We start from the raw sequence: 17,013 nt of genomic DNA, 5'->3' as shown, positions 1-17,013 counted from the left end.
CTCGTAGTACGGTTTCGTGCCTGGCGGCTACCGCGTCGCAGCCTCGCATCCGGAAGAGTCAAGACGTGCTCGCCGTACTCGCGCCCGGACAGGGCGCCCAGAAGCCCGGTTTCCTCTCCTCCTGGCTCGACCTGCCCGGCACCGACGCCCGCCTGCGGTGGTGGTCTGCGCTCTCCGGTGTCGACCTGATCCACCTCGGCACCCAGGCCGACGCGGACGAGATCAAGGACACCGCACGCACCCAGCCGCTGCTGGTGGCGGCCGCCCTGATCGCCGGAGAACACCTCCCCCTCTACGACGTCGGCCTGGTCGCCGGGCACAGCGTCGGCGAACTGGGCGCCGCCGCCCTCGCCGGAGTGCTGCCCGCCGAGGCCGCCATCACCCTCGCCGGCGTCCGTGGCCGCGAGATGGCCGCCGCGTGCAAGGCCGAACCGACCGGTATGTCCGCGGTCCTGGGCGGCGACGAGGCCGAGGTGCTCGCCGCCATCGACGAGCTGGGCCTGTACACCGCGAACCGCAACGGCGCCGGCCAGATCGTGGTCGCGGGCGCCACGGACGCGCTCGGCAAGTTCGCCGCCGAACCGCCGGCCAAGACCCGGATCGTGTCGCTGTCGGTCGCGGGCGCGTTCCATACCCCGTACATGTCGCCGGCCGAGCAGGCACTCGCCGCGATGGCCGGCGGGGTGACCGTGAGCGACCCCGCCCGTATCCTGCTGTCCAACCTCGACGGCGCCGCGGTGATCCACGGCCGCGAGATGCTGCAGCGCCTGGTCCGCCAGGTGACCGCCCCGGTGCGCTGGGACCTGTGCATGCGTACGCTGCGCGACCTCGGGGTCACCGGGGTCATCGAACTCCCGCCGGCCGGCACCCTGGCCGGCCTGATCAAGCGCGAGCTCAAGGCGCACGGCGTCCCCGAGATCGTCACGCTGAACACCCCCGACGACCTGCCCGCCGCCCGCGACCTCATCGCCCGGCACGGCATGGCACCCAGCCTCGAACCGACCCCGCTGTTCCACGTGGCGGTCGCGGCGAGCGCGGGCATGTTCCAGCCCGCCGAGGGCCTGGAGGAAGGTCAGGACGTGCGCGCCGGCCAGGCGATCGGCCAGATCGTCACGCGGCAGGGCAATGTGGAGGTGACCGCGCACGCCGGCGGGGTACTCACCGAGTGGCTCGCCCACCACGACGACCCGGTGGCGCCCGGCCAGCCGGTCGCCCGCATCGGCGGACAGCAGTGACCCGGGGGATCGCGACAGAAGGGAGCAGGGCATGACGGCGGGTTCCCGCATCGTCGCGATGGGCCACTACCAGCCCTCGCGCGTCGTCACCAACGACGACCTCGCCAAGATCATCGAGACCAACGACGAGTGGATCCGCGACCGGGTCGGCATCGCGCAGCGCCGCGTGGCCGACTCCGAGACCGTGGCCGACATGGCCACGGCCGCGGCCGAGAAGGCCCTGGCCAACTCGGGGCTGACCGCGGCCGACATCGACCTCGTCACGGTCGCCACCTGCTCCTCGGTGGACCGCTGCCCGAACGTCGCCACCCGGGTCGCCGCCCGGCTGGGCATCACCGCCCCGGCCGCATACGACCTGAACACCGCATGCTCCGGCTTCTCGTACGCGCTGGGCACCGCCGACCACGCCATCCGCGCCGGCGCGGCCCGCAACGCGCTGGTCATCGGCGCCGAGAAGCTGTCCGACGTCACCGACTGGACCGACCGCACCACGGCCGTGCTGTTCGGCGACGGGGCGGGCGCGGCCGTGGTCACCGCGGTACCCGACGGCGAGGAGCCCGGCATCGGGCCGGTGCTGTGGGGCTCCGTGCCGGACAAGGGCGACGTGCTGCGCATCGAGGGCTGGCGGCCGTACATCAAGCAGGAAGGCCAGATCGTCTTCCGCTGGGCGACCACCGCGCTGCCGCCGTTCGCACGCCAGACCTGCGAGAAAGCCGGAATTCAGCCGGAGGAACTGGCAGCGTTCATCCCGCATCAGGCCAACACCCGCATCATCGACGGCATCGTCAAGCGCCTCGGACTCGGCCCCGACGTGGTCGTGGCCAAGGACATCGTCGAGTCCGGCAACACCTCCGCGGCAAGCATGCCGCTGGCCCTGTCCAAGCTGATCGAGCGCCGCGAGGTGCCCTCGGGCGCCCCGGTCCTGCTGTTCGGCTTCGGCGGCGGCCTCACGTACGCCGGCCAGGTCGTGCGCTGTCCCTGAGCAGCCCGACCCGGCCGCCGGCAAGTCCCACCATCGAGAGGAAACCAACCGACAATGGCAACCCGCGCTGAGATCACGTCCGGCCTCGCCGAGATCCTGGAGGAGGTCGCCGGGGTGAACCCGGACGACGTCGCCGAGGAGAAGTCCTTCACCGACGACCTGGACGTCGACTCGCTGTCCATGGTCGAGGTGGTGGTGGCCGCCGAGGAGAAGTTCGGCGTCAAGATCCCCGACAACGAGGTGCAGAACCTGAAGACCGTCGGCGACGCCGTGTCCTACATCGAGGCGAACCACTGACATGAGCACCACCGACGTCGTCGTCACCGGGCTCGGCGCGACCACCCCGTTGGGCGGGGACGTCGCGTCCACCTGGGACGCCATGCTGGCCGGCCGCTCCGGGGTGAGTCCGCTCGCCCAGGAGTGGGCCGCCCAACTGCCCGTACGCATCGCCGCGCAGCTCGCGGTCGAGCCCTCCGAGGTGATCGACCGGATCAAGATGCGCCGGCTCGACCGCGCCGAGGCGATCGCGCTGATCGCCGCGCAGGAGGCCTGGGCCGACGCGGGGCTGGCCGACACCGGCCTCGACCCCGAACGGCTCGCGGTCAGCTTCGGCACCGGCATCGGCGGGGCGCAGACCCTGCTCATCCAGGACGACATCCTGGAAGCGTCCGGGCCGCGGCGGGTCAGCCCGCACACCGTACCCATGCTCATGCCGAACGGCCCCGCGGCCTGGATCGGCCTGGAGCTGGGCGCACAGGCCGGGGTGCACTCGATGGCCAGCGCGTGTGCCACCGGCGCCGAGGCGCTGGCCTGGGGCCTGGACATCATCCGCTCCGGCCGGGCCGACGTGGTCGTGGCCGGCGGCGCCGAGGCGGTCATCCACCCGCTGCCCATCGCGGGCTTCGCCGCCATGCGCGCCATGTCCACCCGCAACGACGAGCCGGAGAAGGCGTCCCGGCCGTGGGACAAGGCCCGCGACGGGTTCGTCCTCGGCGAGGGTGCCGGCGCGATCGTGCTGGAACGCGCCGACCACGCGGCCGCCCGCGGCGCCACCGTGTACGCCCGGCTGGCCGGCGCGGGCATGACCTCCGACGGCTACGACATCGTCCAGCCGCACCCGCAGGGCCTCGGCGGTATCCGGGCGATGAAGCGGGCCGTGCAGGACGCCGGCCTGTCCCCGGTGGACGTCGTGCACGTCAACGCCCACGCCACCGCCACGCCGGTCGGCGACATGGCGGAGATCCACGGTGTCCGGACCGCCATCGGCGGGCACCCGGTGCTCACGTCCACCAAGTCGATGTCGGGGCACCTTCTCGGCGCTGCGGGGGCCTTGGAATCCATCGCTACGATTCTTGCCATCCGGGACAGCGTCGTACCGCCCACGATCAACCTCGACGATCCCGACGACGGGCTCTCGCTCGACGTGGCCGCCCACAAGGCGCGGCCGATGGAGATTCCGGCAGCGCTGAACAACTCGTTCGGCTTCGGTGGCCACAACGTGGCACTGATCTTCACCCGCGCGTGACCTCGCACCCCGACTTGGAGACCTCACCGTGACCGCTACTCTTCCCGCCACCGACTCCTCCACCGTCGACCACCGCGATCCCGAGCTGCGGCTGCGCTCGATGTTCGACGACGGCACCCTGCGCCTGGCCACCCCCCGGGACGACTCCGGCGTGCTGTGGGCCCGCGGCGAGGTCGACGGGACCCCGGCCATCGCCTTCGCCACCGACGGCACCCGCATGGGTGGCGCCATGGGCCTCGAGGGCTGCCAGCACATCGTCGACGCGATCGACACCGCCATCCGGGACCGGGTGCCGGTGCTCGGCCTCTGGCACTCCGGCGGCGCCCGCCTCGCCGAGGGCGTGGTCGCCCTGGACAGCGTCGGCCAGGTCTTCGCCGCCATGGTCCGGGCATCCGGCCGGGTGCCGCAGATCTCCGTCGTGTTCGGCCCGGCGGCCGGCGGCGCCGCGTACGGGCCCGCCCTCACGGACATCGTCATCATGAGCAAGGGCGGCCGGATCTTCGTGACCGGCCCCGAGGTGGTCCGCAGCGTCACCGGCGAGCAGGTCGACATGGAACGCCTCGGCGGCCCCGAGCCGCACGGCCGGCGTTCCGGCGTCGTGCACATCACCACCAAGGACGATGAGACCGCGATCCGCGAGGCCCGCAAGCTCACCGCGCTGCTGGGCCACCAGGGCCGGCTCAGCCCCGCCGACGCCGAGAACAGTGCCGGGCACGACCTCGGCGCGGCCATGCCCGCCGAGGCCAACCGGGCGTACGACGTCAAGCCGGTGGTCAAGGCGCTGCTCGACGAGCCGGGCGTGGAGCTGCACGGCAAGTGGGCGCCGAACGTGGTAACCACGCTGGGCCGCTTCGCCGGCCGTACGGTCGGGGTCATCGCGAACAACCCGCTGCGCCTGGGCGGCTGCCTCGACGCGTCCAGCGCCGAGAAGGCGGCCCGGTTCGTGCGCATGTGCGACTCGCTCGGCGTACCGCTGATCGTGCTGGTCGACGTGCCTGGCTACCTGCCCGGCCTCGGCCAGGAGTGGGACGGCGTGGTGCGCCGCGGCGCGAAGCTGCTGCACGCGTTCGCCGAGGCGGTGGTGCCGCGGGTGACGCTGGTGACCCGCAAGGCGTACGGCGGCGCGTACATCGCCATGAACTCCCGTTCGCTGGGCGCCACCGCGGTGTTCGCCTGGCCGAACGCGGAGGTCGCGGTGATGGGCGCCAGCGCGGCGGTCAACATCCTGCACCGCAAGAAGCTCGCGGCGGCCCCGCACGAGCAGCGTGAGGCGCTGCGGGCGGAGCTGATCGAGGAACAGACAAAGGTCGCCGGCGGCGTCAACCGCGCCCTGGAGATCGGCGTCGTGGACGCGGTCATCGAGCCCAGCGAGACGCGGCGCCGGATCGCCGAGGCACTCGCCGCCGCCCCGGCGGCGCGCGGCGCGCACGGCAACATCCCGCTCTGATCCACAGCGAAGCGCCCGGCCGGAGGTCCGGCCGGGCGTTTCGCATGCTGCGGTTCAGGTCACGCAGGCGCTGCGCGGCAGGCCCGCGACCGGCACCGGTGAGCGGCCCGGCGCGGTGGCCTTGCCCGCGATCACCGCGGCCAGCGCGGTCAGCGACAGCTTGCTGGACGAGTACGTCGCCACGAGCGTGGGCGAATCCGCCGCCGACAACAGGTACGGGGCGTCCATGCCGACCGTGACCGCCGCGGCGGCGCTGAGGTCGGCGCGCCGGTCGCCGTACCCGACAAGGTGGACCACCGTGCCGCCGGACGGCTGCACCGGTACGCCCGCCTCCTGCAGCGCGGTGACCAGGGTGCTGCGGGCCAGTTCGCGCCCGCCCGACGCGGTGACCGTGACCGGGCCCGTGACCAGCGGCCCGGAGCAGCGTCCCCGCAGCACGGTGACCGCGGCGGCGTCGGCGGCCAGCACGGCTCGCTGATGCTCGGCCGCGCCGAGCACGGAAAGCTCGGGCTGTGCACTGGCCGCGGTGCGGAACTTGAGGGTCAGGACCCGGGTGACCGCCTCCACGAGACGCTCCCGCGGCAGGCTGCCGTTCTTGAGCCCGGCCAGGATGCCGTCCCGGGCCGCTCCGATGTCCGGCGGCATGAGCAGCACGTCGTTGCCCGCGTTGAGCGCGCGCACGGCCGCCTCACCGGCGGGCCACTTGCGGGCCGGGGCCATGTTCATCGCGTCCGTGATCGCGACGCCGGTGAACTTCAGGCGACCGCGCAGCACGTCCGTCATCACCTTGCGGGAGAACGTGGCGGGCACTCCAGGGTCGACCGCGGTGAGGTCGAGATGGCCGGACATCACGACGCCCGCACCGGCCTCGATGCCGGCGGCGAACGGCGGCCAGTCCTGCCGTTCCAGCGCGTCCCGGCTCTGCGCCACGACCGGCAGCTCGTCGTGGCTGTCGCCGGTCGTGTGCCCGTGGCCGGGGAAATGCTTGAGCGCGGCGGCCACCCCCGCACCCTGCAGGCCGCGCACGGCCGCGGCGACCTGGTCGCCGTTGGCCTTCGGATCGTCACCGTACGAACGGGAGCCGATGACCGGGCTGCCCTGCGCGCCGAGGGTGTCCGCGACCGGTGCGAAGTCGACCGTGATCCCCATGGCGGCCAGTTCCGAGCCGGCGGCACGCCACGCGGCCTCGGTGAGCCGGGGCGTACGGGCCGCCCCGAAACTCATCGCCGAGGGCAGCATGGTCACGCCGTCCCGGATCCGGGTGACCACCCCGTACTCCTGATCCGTGCCGATGAGCAGCGGGGCCCGGGCGGGCAGTTGCGCGGCGGCGTTCTGCAGCCCGGCGGTGAGTTCACGGACCTGCTGCGGGTTCTCCACGTTGGTGGCGGGGTTGGTGGCACCGGTCGGGTCGTCGGCCGCGAAGCTCACCAGGATCAGCCCGCCGAGGCGGAACTTCGCCACGATGGCCGCGGGGGTGTCGACGCCCGCAAGGCGCCGGTTCCCCGCCGCGGAGGCCGCATCGACGCTGGTCGCGGAGTTTCCGTACGCGTACGGCATCAGCACCTGGCCGGCCAGGTCCTCGTCGGACAGCTGGGCGACGAGGGCGGCGGCCCGCTCGGCCGGATCCCCCGACGCGACAGCCGCCACGGCCGGGGTCGTGGCGGACGGGGCGGCGGCCGGCGTGGCCGGGTCGTCGCCGCATGCCGCGGAGATCAGGACGATCGGTAACGCCGACGCGATCCGGAGCACCTTTCTCACGAGCGACATTGGAACAGGTCCGGGCAACACCGGCACAATCAGGCGTCCGGGTGGCGCGCTCAGCCAACCCGGGTGAGCAGGGTCAGCGGTGCGCCGTCGCCCGCGTACCGATACGGCTCCAGCTCCGCGTCCCACGCGGTGCCCAGCGCTTTGTCCAGCGCGTGGGACAGGGCCTCCGGCGCCCGGGCCGACGCCATGATCGAGCGCAGCCGGTCCTCGCCGATCTGGATGTCGCCGGATGCGCCCGTGGTGCCCCGGAACAGCCCCCGGCCGGGCACATGCATGAAGCGCTCGCCGTCGCAGCCCGGGCTGGGTTCCTCGGTCACCTCGAAACGGACCATGGGCCACTGCCGCAGGGCAGCAGCCAGCTCCGCGCCGGTCCCGGGGCGCCCGGTCCAACTGCACTCGGAGCGGCGCATGCCGGGGTCGACCGGCTGGGCCGTCCAGTGCAGGTTGACCGGCGCGGTCAGGACGCGCGCGATCGCCCACTCGACGTGCTGGCACACGGCGAGCGGGGTCGAGTGGACGTATACGACGCCACACGTTGGCACGGTGACCTCCCGGGGACCGAGGTGCGTCTTCCCCTACGACCTCGACCGCGGTTGATCGTGTCCCATGATGCCGGGTGGTACGGATGGTGCGCCAGAGAAACCGCAATATCGACAAAGAGACTGGCCGTAGTGGCACACCCTGCTCAACGTTCGGACCCGGTCCGGCGGCACGGCATTCGTCGAAGCGTGTAGGATTGCCGCGGCAATTTCTGCCGACCACCTGCTTGTTCCAGCTTCTCAAGGAGTACCGCCGTGGCGAGCAACACCTCCAAGACCGCCCGCGCATCAGTCCGCGCCGGCCAGGCTGGTCAGAGCGGCGCCCTGAGCGTGCTCGGTGAGTTCAAGTACCTCATCCCGCTGGCCAACGGCCGCTTTGCGTACGTGCGCAACCTGACCAACGGCAAGACCAACCACCTCAAGACCGACTCCGAGGCGTTCGTCGAGGAGATCCGGGTCCTCTCGGCCGCCGGACACGGCGCCAAGATCCGGGCCGAGCTCGGCGCGCTCAGCGAGGCTCACCCGAACGACGGCTGGGACGCCACCGAGAAGCGTCTCGTGGACGCCGGCGTCTTCGAGGGCTGAGCACCCGCAACATCGACGAAGGCCCTCCCGGTTCATCCGGGAGGGCCTTCGTGTGTGTTCAGGGTGGCGTCAGAGCTGCTCGACCCAGCCGGTGTCGAGGTCGTAGACCGCGCCGACCACCTCGACCCGGCCGGCCGCGACGGCCTCCGCCACGCCGGGCGCGTCGCGCAGCCGCCGCACGGTACGCGCAACGTGGATCCGCATGGCCTTGCCCTCCACGTCCGGGTCGTCCGTGCCGACCGCCTGCACCGCGGGGGCGATCTCGTCGACGAGGTAACCAAGGTCGCCCTCGGGGCGCCGCCCGTCCTTCAGCGCCTCGACGGTGGCGGCCACCGCCCCGCACCGGACGTGCCCGAGCACCATGATCAGCGGGACGCCGAGGGCCGAGACGGCGAAGCCGACCGATCCCAGCACCGCGCGGTCCAGGACGTGCGCGCCGGAACGCACCACGCAGATCGACCCGAACGTCTGGTCGAAGATCGCCTCCAGCGGCACCCGCGAGTCGATGCAGCCGAGCACCACCGCGTGCGGCTGCTGCCCGCCGGACGCGGCGGCCGCGGCAGCGACGATGTGGCCGTGCGCGGGGCGGCCGGTGACGAAGCGTTTGTTGCCCGCGAGCAGGTTGGCGAGCGCGTCGCCGGGACGGGTGATCGGCGCACCGGCCGCGGTGCCGCTGACACCGGGCGGCGGGGCGGCGGTGCCGGACTGAACGGGAGCGCCGGGCTGGGCGGAAGCACCAGGCTGGGCAGCGGGCGTGGAGGCCGTCATAAGCCCCGATTGTCGTCGAGTGGTCGCCGCCGGTCAGCTACTGCGAGCGAGATCACGTCACGGTCGGTGTTACCGGCGGGTACACCGCCGAAACGGGTATCGGGCACCAGGCAAGACATCGGACAGATCGCCGACGAAGATCTGTTTCGGCAGTGGTAATTCCGTCATCGGCGCGTGATGCTTATTACCCGTGGGTACAACGGGGCCGTACATGCGGAGGTGCCCATGCCAGACCACTCCGAGCTGACGCTCGCCGACGGCGTCCGGCTGCACGTGCAGACCAGCGGGCCGGTGGACGCACCGGTGACCGTCGTGCTGCTGCACGGCTGGTGCCTGGATCGCCGTACCTGGCATCACCAGATCCGGGCGCTGAACGCCCGCGACGAGGTCCGCGTGGTCGCCTACGACGCGCGGGGGCACGGGCGCTCGACCGCCACCCGGCGGCTGTCCGCGACGCTTCCGCAGCTCGGCGACGACCTGGCCGAGGTGCTGAACACGTACGCCCCACGCGGCCCGGTGGTGCTCGCCGGCCATTCGATGGGCGGCATGACGATCATGGAGTACGCGCACCGGCACCCGGAGGACTTCGCCTCCCGGGCCGCGGGTCTGCTGTTCGCGGCCACCACCGCCGAGGGCACGACGCACACCAGCTACGGCCTGTCCCCCCAGCTCGCGGTGTTGTTGCGGGCCGCCGAGACGACCGGCGCGGGCGTACTGGCGCGGTGCGGGGCGTGGCGGCCGCACCGGGCGGTCCTGCCGGCGCTGCGCCCGGGGATCCGCTGGCTGCTGTTCGGCGACGGACACGGCGAGGACGCGGTCGAGGTCACGATGCGTGCGGTGGCCCGGGCATCGCTGCGCTCGATCGGCGGCTTCCGGGCCTCGATCGGCACCCAGCAGCGGCTGCAGACGCTCGCCGAGCTGGGCGACGTACCTGCCGCGGTGCTGGTCGGCGACCGCGATCGGCTGACCCCGCCGGCATGCGCGGCGTCGATCGCGCACGCACTGCCCGGTACGGAGCTGACCGTCTGCCCCGGCGCCGGGCACATGCTGATCGTGGAGCGGCCCGACGAGGTCACCGCGGCGCTGATCGCCGTGACAGAGCGTGCCGCCCGGAGCACGGCGGCCCAGCGGGCGCGGCGCCGGGCTCGGGCCCAGCGGCGCGGCGGCTACGACCGGGCCGCATAGCCCGGACCGGCAAGCCCCGGAACCAAGATCTAACGCAACGTACGCTGGAGACAACGCTGCGCTGCTGCAGGGCGTGCCGACATCGACGCGGGCACCCCGACAGGAGTAAGTTCGATTGCCCCCTGGCGCCCGCACAGGTGGCAGCGAATCGCCGACCGTGTTCTTCCAGGGAGCCTGAGCCACCTTGACCGACGCCAGCGTCCTGCAGCAGGAGATCGCCGCCGAGCAGCAGCACGTCGATCGGGTGTACACCCGGCTCGCCGAGCTGCGCCGCGCCGCATCCCGCGCCGAGAAGGAGGGCTACCAGCTCGCCGGGGTCGGCACCCACGGGGCTCTGGTGGAGCGCGACGCGATGGTCTTCCATGCGGCCCGCCGCCGGCACGCCCTCGACACGGAGTACGAGGGCCTGGTCTTCGGGCGGCTCGACCTGGGCACCGGCGCGGTGCACCACGTCGGCCGGATGGGCATCCGCGACGAGCAGTCCCACCCGCTGGTCGTCGACTGGCGCGCCCCGGCCGCCGCCGCGTTCTACCGGGCCACCGCCGCCGAGCCGCTCGGCGTGGTGCGGCGCCGGATGATCCAGTCCCGCGGTGAGCGGGTCACCGGCATCGAGGACGACCTGCTGGACCCGGAGGCTGCCCCGCCGGACATGCGCGTGGTCGGCGACGGCGCGCTGCTGGCCAGCCTGTCGCGGGCCACGGGCCGCGGCATGCGGGACATCGTCGCGACCATCCAGCGCGAGCAGGACGAGGCGATCCGCTCCCCCGCCGCCGGGGTCACCGTGGTCACCGGCGGCCCCGGTACGGGCAAGACCGCGGTCGCGCTGCACCGGGCGGCATACCTGTTGTATTCCGACCGCAACCGGTTCGCGGGCGGCGGCATCCTCGTGGTCGGCCCGTCCGGGGTGTTCGTCGACTACATCGCGACCGTGTTGCCGTCGCTGGGCGAGGACACCGCGACGCTGCGCTCGCTGGGTTCGCTGATGGCGGGCTACGACGCGAGCCGCACCGATCCGACCGCGGTGGCCGCGGTGAAGGGGTCGCTGCGGATGCGTACGGTGCTGGAACGGGCCTCGCACGACGCGGTGCCGGGCGCCCCCACCGAGCTGCGGCTGCTGTACCGGGGCACGCTGCTGCGCCTGGACGCGGCCGAGCTGGACCGGATCCGGCGCCGGGCCCTGCCGCGCGGGGCACGCCGCAACGAGGTCCGCGGCGCGGGTTTCGACGGCGTCTTCGGCGCACTGTGGACCCAGGCGCGCGCCCACCTGCGCAACCTGCCGGAGCGGGCGGAGTTCGAGTCGGAGCTGGCCGACCGCCAGGACTTCCGGGAGTTCCTGAAGGCGTGGTGGCCGCGGTTCACCCCGATGCGGGTGCTGCGCTGGCTGGCCGACCCGGCGCGGCTGCAGGCGTACGCGGAGGGGGTGCTCTCGCGCGCGGAGATCAAGCTGCTGCAGGGCACGTTCGACGCGCTGGGCGAACACGGCCCCACGATCGCGGACGTGGCGCTGCTGGACGAGCTGGACGAGCTGATGGGCCGCCCGAGGCAGCCGCAGCGGCGCAACCGGGACCCGTTCCACGTGCGCGACGGGGTACGCGAGGTCAGCACGTACGCCGACCGGCAGGCCGCGGCCCGCGCCCAGCAGATCCGCCGCGACGACGACTACCGCGAGTACGCGCACGTGGTGGTGGACGAGTCGCAGGACGTGTCGCCGATGCAGTGGCGGATGATCGGGCGCCGCGGCCAGTACGCATCGTGGACGATCGTCGGCGACCCGGCCCAGACCGCGTGGGCGGGCGACCCCGCGGAGCTGGACCGGGCCCGCGACCGGGCGCTCGGCTCGCGCGCCCGCCGCACGTACGCGCTGACCACGAACTACCGCAACTCCTCGGAGATCTTCGCGGTGGCCGCGTCGGTGATCCGGGTGATCATGCCGGATCTGCCGCTGCCCTCGGCGGTGCGCAGCACCGGGGTCGAGCCGGTCGACGTCGTGGTGGACGCCGCGGTGCTGCCCGCGGCCGTGCGCGAAGCCGCGGAGAAGCAGCTCACCGAGGTCGACGGCACGGTCGGGGTGATCACCGCGGTGCCGCGGCACGACGAGGTGACCGGTTGGGTGGCGGGCCTGCCCGAACGCGTCCAGGTGGTCACCGCGCTGGAGGCCAAGGGCATGGAGTACGACGCGGTGGTGCTGGTGGAGCCGGGCGAGATCGCGGTGGACCGGCCCGGCGTGCGCACGCTGTACGTCGCACTGTCCCGGGCCACCCAGCGCCTGACCACGGTCGGCACGGACCCCGCCTGGCACCCGTGATCAGGGGCCGGGGCACCGCCACGGCGGTGTACGGCGTGTCCGCGGTCGCCGGCGTGGTGAAGCGCGCGTTCGGCAGGTAGAACCGGTCGCCGAACTCGGCGATGGTCGTGGGCACGTCGAAGTGCGGGTCCGTGGTGCGCGACAGCACCGTGCCGTGGCCGTCCGCGCGGTCCAGCCGATCTTGGCGATGACGTCGAGCCGGTTCTGTACGACGTACAGCGTGCGGCCGCGCAGCCACATCCCGTCGCCGTTGGGCGCGCGACAATCGCGAGAGTACGTCCGGGCACAGAGCTTCCTTTCCCGACAGATCGAACATTTCTCTCGCCAGTACCCCAAGTCGGCTACCGAACCGCAACTTGCACACATAGCAATGTGAACATACATTGACCGGGGCGCGCCGCCGCGCCGGAAAGGTGGGGCAATGGGAGCCGGGCACGACCACGGTGGCCAGGTGCTACGCGCCGGCGCGCGACACCGCGCCCGGCTGTGGTGGGCCGCCGCTCTCCTGGCCGCGTACCTGGTCGTCGAGGCCGCGGTCGCCATCGCCACCGGCTCACTGGCGCTGCTCTCCGACGCGGGCCACATGTTCACCGACGTACTCGGCATCGGCATGGCCCTGGCCGCGATCACCGCCGCCGCCCGCGCGGACACCCACCCCCAGCGCACCTTCGGCCTGTACCGGCTGGAAGTGCTCGCCGCCCTCGCCAACGCGGTGCTGCTCACCGGCGTCGCCGGATACGTGCTGATCGAAGGGGTCCGTCGGTTCACCGAGCCGCCCGCCGTGCCCGCCGCCCCGATGCTGGTCGTGGCGAGCGGCGGGCTCGTGGTCAACCTGATCGCGTTCGCCCTGCTGCGGTCCGGCGCCCGCGAGAACATCTCGATGCGGGGGGCGTACCTGGAGGTCATCGGCGATCTGATCGGCTCCGCCGGGGTGATCATCGCCGCGGTGATCATCGCGGTCACCGGCTGGGCGTACGCGGACCCGATCGTCGCCGTCGCGGTCGCCCTGATGATCCTGCCCCGTACGTTCGGGCTGGCCCGCACCGCGACCCGCATCCTCGTGCAGGCCGCCCCCGCACACCTGGACGTGGTGGTCGTCCGGGACCGACTCGCGGCCGTACCCGGAGTCTGCGGGGTGCACGACCTGCACCTGTGGACCCTGACCTCGGGAATGGAGGTGGCCTCCGCCCACCTTCAGCTGGAGCCGACCGCCGAGCTCGGTGCGGTGCTCGCCACCGCACGGCACGCCCTGCACGAGGACTTCGCGATCGATCATGCGACATTGCAGGTCGAACCGGCCAACGGGGGCGGCTGCGCGCCTGCCGACTGGTGAACAGCTATGGCGATCATCACCCCTCATTGGGCACGATCGTCACAACCGTCACCGGCTGCGCCGACGGCCGGATCGTGACCCACGACCTCCTTACACTTCGTGGCTATGCAAAAGCGGAGGGAAACCATGGCTGTGCCCGTGATCCATCAACCCCGGGTGGCCTGGGAGGGCGCCCGGGCGTTCGTCCGCGCCGCGTGCGGACCGGAGTACGCCGCTTTCGCCGGCCAGGTGGTCAGCCGCCTCGGCGAAGACCTCTACGGCGAACTGTCCGACACCCGTGCTCGCCTGCTCGACGCGCGGACCCAGACCGGGGGCGACCGCCGGATGACCGACATCGAGCTCGGCCGGTGGCGGGTCCGGCTGGAAGACCTGCTGCGTACGCACCCGGAGCTCACCGGCGCGGTGCAGGACCTCATCGCCGAGCCGCGCTGACCTCAACTTCGGCGATCCGCCACGCGCAACCGGCCCATCGGTGACACTTGTGGGCATGAGTGCGCCTGTGCCCCATCCCACCTCGGCGCCGACATGACCAAGCCCAGAATCCTGATCACCAACGACGACGGCATCGACGCACCCGGGCTGCGCTGGCTCGCCCGCGCGGTCGCCGGGGCCGGCCATGACCTGGTGGTCGCCGCCCCGCTCACCGAGGCCAGCGGCAGCAGCGCCGCCATGACCGCGGTCGAGCAGGACGGGCGCATCGTGGTGCAGCCGCGCGAACTGCCCGGCACCACCAACGTGACCGCGTACGCGGTGGCCGCGTCCCCCGCGTTCATCGTACTGCTGGCGCTGCGGGAGGCGTTCGGGCCGCCACCGTCCATCGTGCTGTCCGGCATCAACCGGGGAGCGAACGCGGGCGCGGCGGTCGTCCACTCCGGCACGGTCGGGGCGACGCTGACCGCCTCCCACGCCGGCCTGCACGGTCTTGCGGTCTCGCTGGACGTGCTCACCCCCGCCGCAGCCACGGCGATCAGCGGGGGCGCGGCCATGGACCGCGGCGACGACGAGCTGCGGCACTGGAGCACCGCGGCCGACCTGGCCGTGCAGCTGCTGCCCACGCTCGTGCACACCCCGCCCGGCACGATTCTCAACCTCAACGTGCCGGACCTGCACCCCGACGGTGTGCGCGGCGTGCGCCGCGCCGGCCTGGCCCGCTTCGGCCAGGTGCAGATGAGCATCGCCGAGGCCGGCGAGGGCTACGTCCGGACCGCGGTGCAGGCCGCCGACGAACCCCTGGAGGAGGGCACCGACCTGGCCGCCCTCGCCGACGGCTTCGCGGTGGTGACGCCGCTGCGCGCCCCGGGCGAGGCCCTCGACGTACGGCTGCAGCTGGAGGGGATCCACTTCGCCGTGGCCGCCCACTAGAGCGGTCAGCCGAACTGCCAGCCGAGCAGATTCCACTGCCACAGAAACCAGGTCAGCCCGGCGGGCACGGCCAGCAGGACCACCTGGTGGATCCGTGACGCCACGCGGGCGCCGGAGCCGCGCCAGCCGGTGACCGTACCGGCCAGCGCGACGGCCGCGAGCGCCAGCATGACCAGCGGAAGCGTCAGCAGCACCCGGAACGACGTGGGCACCGCATAGAGGAAGTCGCCCGTACCTGTGGTGAGGGTGACGGTCAGACCCACCAGGAACGCAACGGCCAGCAGCGCTGCCGTGGCGGCCAGCGCCCTGGACACCCGCCACCGGGCAGCGAGTACCGGGCCGCGGGGCCGCAACCGCCGCCACCCCGCCGCGAGGGGCACCGCGACGGCACTGAGCCCCAATCCGAGCACAGCCAGCACGACCGCCGCGTTCACCAGCGGCTCCTCGGCGGAACCCAGCAGCTCGTACGCGGGGCCGTCCGTGGCCACGTACCGGGCGCTGCCGGGGCCGGACCGGAACATCAGGTGGTCCTTGCCGTCGTCGCGGCGGTACACCCCGTCGCCCTGCGGGATCCAGGTACGGCCCTTGAAGTGCACCGTGCCGTCGCCCGCCACGGTCAGCCGGAACTCGCCGAGCAGCGTGGTGAGTCTCTCGACCGTCGTGGCCGCGCGCCGGGTGGGTGCGTAGAACCCGGGCTGGGCCACTGCCGGTGAGGTGCCGCCCACGCCCGCAACGGGTGCTCCGGTGGGATCGGCCGCCCCGGTGGGCGGCGCGAAGCGGCCCATGAAGCCGTCGACCACGGCGCTGACCGTGTCCACGCCGTTGGTGCCGTTGGCGGAGACGAACAGGCCGAGGTCGCATCCGGGCACCAGCACCAGGGCACTCTGGAACCCCTCCCAGCTGCCGTCGTGCATCAGCACCCGGTGCCCGTTCATGACCCGGTCCATGAAGCCGTGGGCGTACCCGCCGAGCCGCGGGTCCGCACCGAACGACCGGGCGTGCATGAGCGCGGTGGTGTCCGGCGACAGGATGCCGCGGCCGCCGTCCAGGTGCGCGGTCATGAACTTCGCCATGTCGGCGGCGCTCGCGCTGATCGCGCCGTCCGGGCTCAGCGTGTCGAACGTGAACGGGATCGGCGCCGGCGGCTCGGCATCCGAGTCGTAGCTGCGGGCCAGGTCGCCCGCCAGCGCCGGCGGCACCGGCTCGGTGGCCGTACTGTGCGCCATGCCCAGCGGGTCGAGCAGGTGGCGTTGCACGTACCGGTCCCACGGCTCGCCGCTCACCTGCGCCACGACGTACCCGGCCAGGGCCGCGCCGTAGTTCGAGTAGGCGGTGATCTCCCCCGGCGGGCGGACCCGCGCGGGCATGGCGGCCGCAAGTTCGTCGGCCAGCGGCGGAACATCGCCCGCGGTGCGCGCGCCCGTGCCGATGACCCGGTCCTCGAAGCCGGCGGTGTGGCTCAGCAGCGCGCCCAGGGTCACCGGCGCGGGGAACGTGGCAGGGACGCGGAAACCGGTCAGGTACCGGTTCACGTCGGCGTTCAGGTCGAGCCGTCCGGCCTCGACCTGCTGCATCACGGCCGCCCACGTGAACAGCTTGGTGATCGACGCGATGCGCACGAGCGAGCGCTGCGGATCCATCGGGGTGTGCCGGGCCACGTCGGCGAAGCCGTATCCGCGGGCGAACTGGGTGCGGCCGCCGGAGACCACCGACATCACCGCGCCCGGCACCCGGTCGCGGCTGAGCCGTTGGGGCATGGTGCTGTCGGCGTAGCCGGCCACCGCGGCGGCCGTCACGCGGCCGCAGCCGGGCTGGGACCGGACCGCGGCGGCGCTGGGCGCCGGGATCGCGGTGACGCCGAGCAGCACACCGATGATCAGGGACGGCAGGCGCATGGAGGCTCCTCCAGGAACGGACGATCAGGGATGCGCTGAGCCTGCCGTCCGGTCCGGGCGGTCACATCGCCGCCGGGTCGCAAGC

Annotated in this window: 15 protein-coding genes; 11 read left to right on the top strand and 4 right to left on the bottom strand. The window is 73.0% G+C overall.

From position 1 onward, the window contains the following. Positions 1-65: 65 nt before the first annotated feature. The 5 genes from ACMCNK_RS30800 (at position 66) to ACMCNK_RS30780 (ending at position 5,189) form a co-directional block, all read left to right on the top strand. Positions 66-1,235: an acyltransferase domain-containing protein gene (locus tag ACMCNK_RS30800; protein ID WP_412739841.1), complete on the top strand. Its 1,170-nt coding sequence runs from the start codon at positions 66-68 to the stop codon at positions 1,233-1,235. A gap of 31 nt (positions 1,236-1,266) precedes the next feature. Then, complete coding sequence (locus ACMCNK_RS30795; protein WP_412739840.1) at positions 1,267-2,217, top strand: beta-ketoacyl-ACP synthase III; 951 nt, start codon at positions 1,267-1,269, stop codon at positions 2,215-2,217. A 54-nt stretch (positions 2,218-2,271) separates the two neighbouring features. Next, positions 2,272-2,514 (top strand): acyl carrier protein, encoded by a 243-nt coding sequence (locus tag ACMCNK_RS30790; RefSeq protein ID WP_130511318.1) that lies wholly within the window; start codon positions 2,272-2,274, stop codon positions 2,512-2,514. 1 nt (position 2,515) lies between these two features. Next, entirely contained in the window at positions 2,516-3,742 is a 1,227-nt protein-coding gene (gene fabF / locus ACMCNK_RS30785; RefSeq protein WP_412739839.1) for a beta-ketoacyl-ACP synthase II, read from the top strand. Positions 3,743-3,842: 100 nt separating this feature from the next. Then, complete coding sequence (locus tag ACMCNK_RS30780; RefSeq protein WP_412741039.1) at positions 3,843-5,189, top strand: acyl-CoA carboxylase subunit beta; 1,347 nt, start codon at positions 3,843-3,845, stop codon at positions 5,187-5,189. Positions 5,190-5,243: 54 nt separating this feature from the next. On the opposite strand, the gene ACMCNK_RS30775 is transcribed toward ACMCNK_RS30780, so the two are convergent. Beyond that, positions 5,244-6,956 carry a glycoside hydrolase family 3 protein gene (locus ACMCNK_RS30775; RefSeq protein WP_412739838.1) on the bottom strand — a complete coding sequence of 571 codons (1,713 nt, stop codon included), beginning with the start codon at positions 6,954-6,956 and terminating at the stop codon, positions 5,244-5,246. A gap of 50 nt (positions 6,957-7,006) precedes the next feature. After that, positions 7,007-7,498 (bottom strand): DUF3145 domain-containing protein, encoded by a 492-nt coding sequence (locus ACMCNK_RS30770; RefSeq protein WP_412739837.1) that lies wholly within the window; start codon positions 7,496-7,498, stop codon positions 7,007-7,009. A gap of 252 nt (positions 7,499-7,750) precedes the next feature. Here ACMCNK_RS30770 and ACMCNK_RS30765 point away from each other — a divergent pair, with 252 nt between their 5' ends. Further along, the gene (locus ACMCNK_RS30765) at positions 7,751-8,080 is read left to right on the top strand and encodes a hypothetical protein (protein ID WP_412739836.1); all 330 of its coding nucleotides are present in this window, start codon (positions 7,751-7,753) and stop codon (positions 8,078-8,080) included. A 69-nt stretch (positions 8,081-8,149) separates the two neighbouring features. On the opposite strand, the gene ACMCNK_RS30760 is transcribed toward ACMCNK_RS30765, so the two are convergent. Further along, a complete protein-coding gene (locus ACMCNK_RS30760; RefSeq protein WP_412739835.1) occupies positions 8,150-8,848 on the bottom strand; it encodes a carbonic anhydrase in 699 nt (232 codons plus the stop codon). Positions 8,849-9,073: 225 nt separating this feature from the next. Here ACMCNK_RS30760 and ACMCNK_RS30755 point away from each other — a divergent pair, with 225 nt between their 5' ends. From ACMCNK_RS30755 to surE, 5 genes are all read left to right on the top strand, one after another. Then, on the top strand, positions 9,074-10,033 hold the full coding sequence (locus tag ACMCNK_RS30755) for an alpha/beta fold hydrolase (protein ID WP_412739834.1): 960 nt from the start codon (positions 9,074-9,076) through the stop codon (positions 10,031-10,033). Positions 10,034-10,217: 184 nt separating this feature from the next. Further along, positions 10,218-12,338, top strand: a complete 2,121-nt coding sequence (locus ACMCNK_RS30750; RefSeq protein WP_412739833.1) for a HelD family protein — start codon at positions 10,218-10,220, stop codon at positions 12,336-12,338. 421 nt (positions 12,339-12,759) lie between these two features. After that, positions 12,760-13,671, top strand: coding sequence for a cation diffusion facilitator family transporter (locus ACMCNK_RS30745; protein WP_412739832.1), 912 nt, complete (start codon positions 12,760-12,762; stop codon positions 13,669-13,671). A gap of 126 nt (positions 13,672-13,797) precedes the next feature. Then, the gene (locus ACMCNK_RS30740) at positions 13,798-14,103 is read left to right on the top strand and encodes a hypothetical protein (protein ID WP_412739831.1); all 306 of its coding nucleotides are present in this window, start codon (positions 13,798-13,800) and stop codon (positions 14,101-14,103) included. Positions 14,104-14,196: 93 nt separating this feature from the next. Continuing rightward, the gene (gene surE / locus ACMCNK_RS30735) at positions 14,197-15,033 is read left to right on the top strand and encodes a 5'/3'-nucleotidase SurE (protein ID WP_412739830.1); all 837 of its coding nucleotides are present in this window, start codon (positions 14,197-14,199) and stop codon (positions 15,031-15,033) included. Positions 15,034-15,038: 5 nt separating this feature from the next. Here surE and ACMCNK_RS30730 read toward each other — a convergent pair whose 3' ends face one another. After that, complete coding sequence (locus ACMCNK_RS30730) at positions 15,039-16,928, bottom strand: serine hydrolase domain-containing protein (RefSeq protein WP_412739829.1); 1,890 nt, start codon at positions 16,926-16,928, stop codon at positions 15,039-15,041. Positions 16,929-17,013: the final 85 nt, after the last annotated feature.

The organism is Krasilnikovia sp. MM14-A1259 (genome assembly GCF_047159535.1).
Classification (GTDB): Bacteria; Actinomycetota; Actinomycetes; order Mycobacteriales; family Micromonosporaceae; genus Actinoplanes.
This window is presented reverse-complemented; position numbering and strand designations above follow the sequence as displayed.

Excerpts from the sequence above, each read along its gene's own strand:
- ACMCNK_RS30795 (WP_412739840.1), top strand. The coding sequence starts at position 1,267 with ATGACGGCGGGTTCCCGCATCGTCGCGATGGGCCACTACCAGCCCTCG.
- ACMCNK_RS30790 (WP_130511318.1), top strand. The coding sequence starts at position 2,272 with ATGGCAACCCGCGCTGAGATCACGTCCGGCCTCGCCGAGATCCTGGAG.
- fabF (WP_412739839.1), top strand. The coding sequence starts at position 2,516 with ATGAGCACCACCGACGTCGTCGTCACCGGGCTCGGCGCGACCACCCCG.
- ACMCNK_RS30780 (WP_412741039.1), top strand. The coding sequence starts at position 3,843 with ATGTTCGACGACGGCACCCTGCGCCTGGCCACCCCCCGGGACGACTCC.
- ACMCNK_RS30775 (WP_412739838.1), bottom strand. The coding sequence starts at position 6,956 with ATGTCGCTCGTGAGAAAGGTGCTCCGGATCGCGTCGGCGTTACCGATC.
- ACMCNK_RS30760 (WP_412739835.1), bottom strand. The coding sequence starts at position 8,848 with ATGACGGCCTCCACGCCCGCTGCCCAGCCTGGTGCTTCCGCCCAGCCC.
- ACMCNK_RS30755 (WP_412739834.1), top strand. The coding sequence starts at position 9,074 with ATGCCAGACCACTCCGAGCTGACGCTCGCCGACGGCGTCCGGCTGCAC.
- ACMCNK_RS30745 (WP_412739832.1), top strand. The coding sequence starts at position 12,760 with ATGGGAGCCGGGCACGACCACGGTGGCCAGGTGCTACGCGCCGGCGCG.
- ACMCNK_RS30740 (WP_412739831.1), top strand. The coding sequence starts at position 13,798 with ATGGCTGTGCCCGTGATCCATCAACCCCGGGTGGCCTGGGAGGGCGCC.
- surE (WP_412739830.1), top strand. The coding sequence starts at position 14,197 with ATGACCAAGCCCAGAATCCTGATCACCAACGACGACGGCATCGACGCA.
- ACMCNK_RS30730 (WP_412739829.1), bottom strand. The coding sequence starts at position 16,928 with ATGCGCCTGCCGTCCCTGATCATCGGTGTGCTGCTCGGCGTCACCGCG.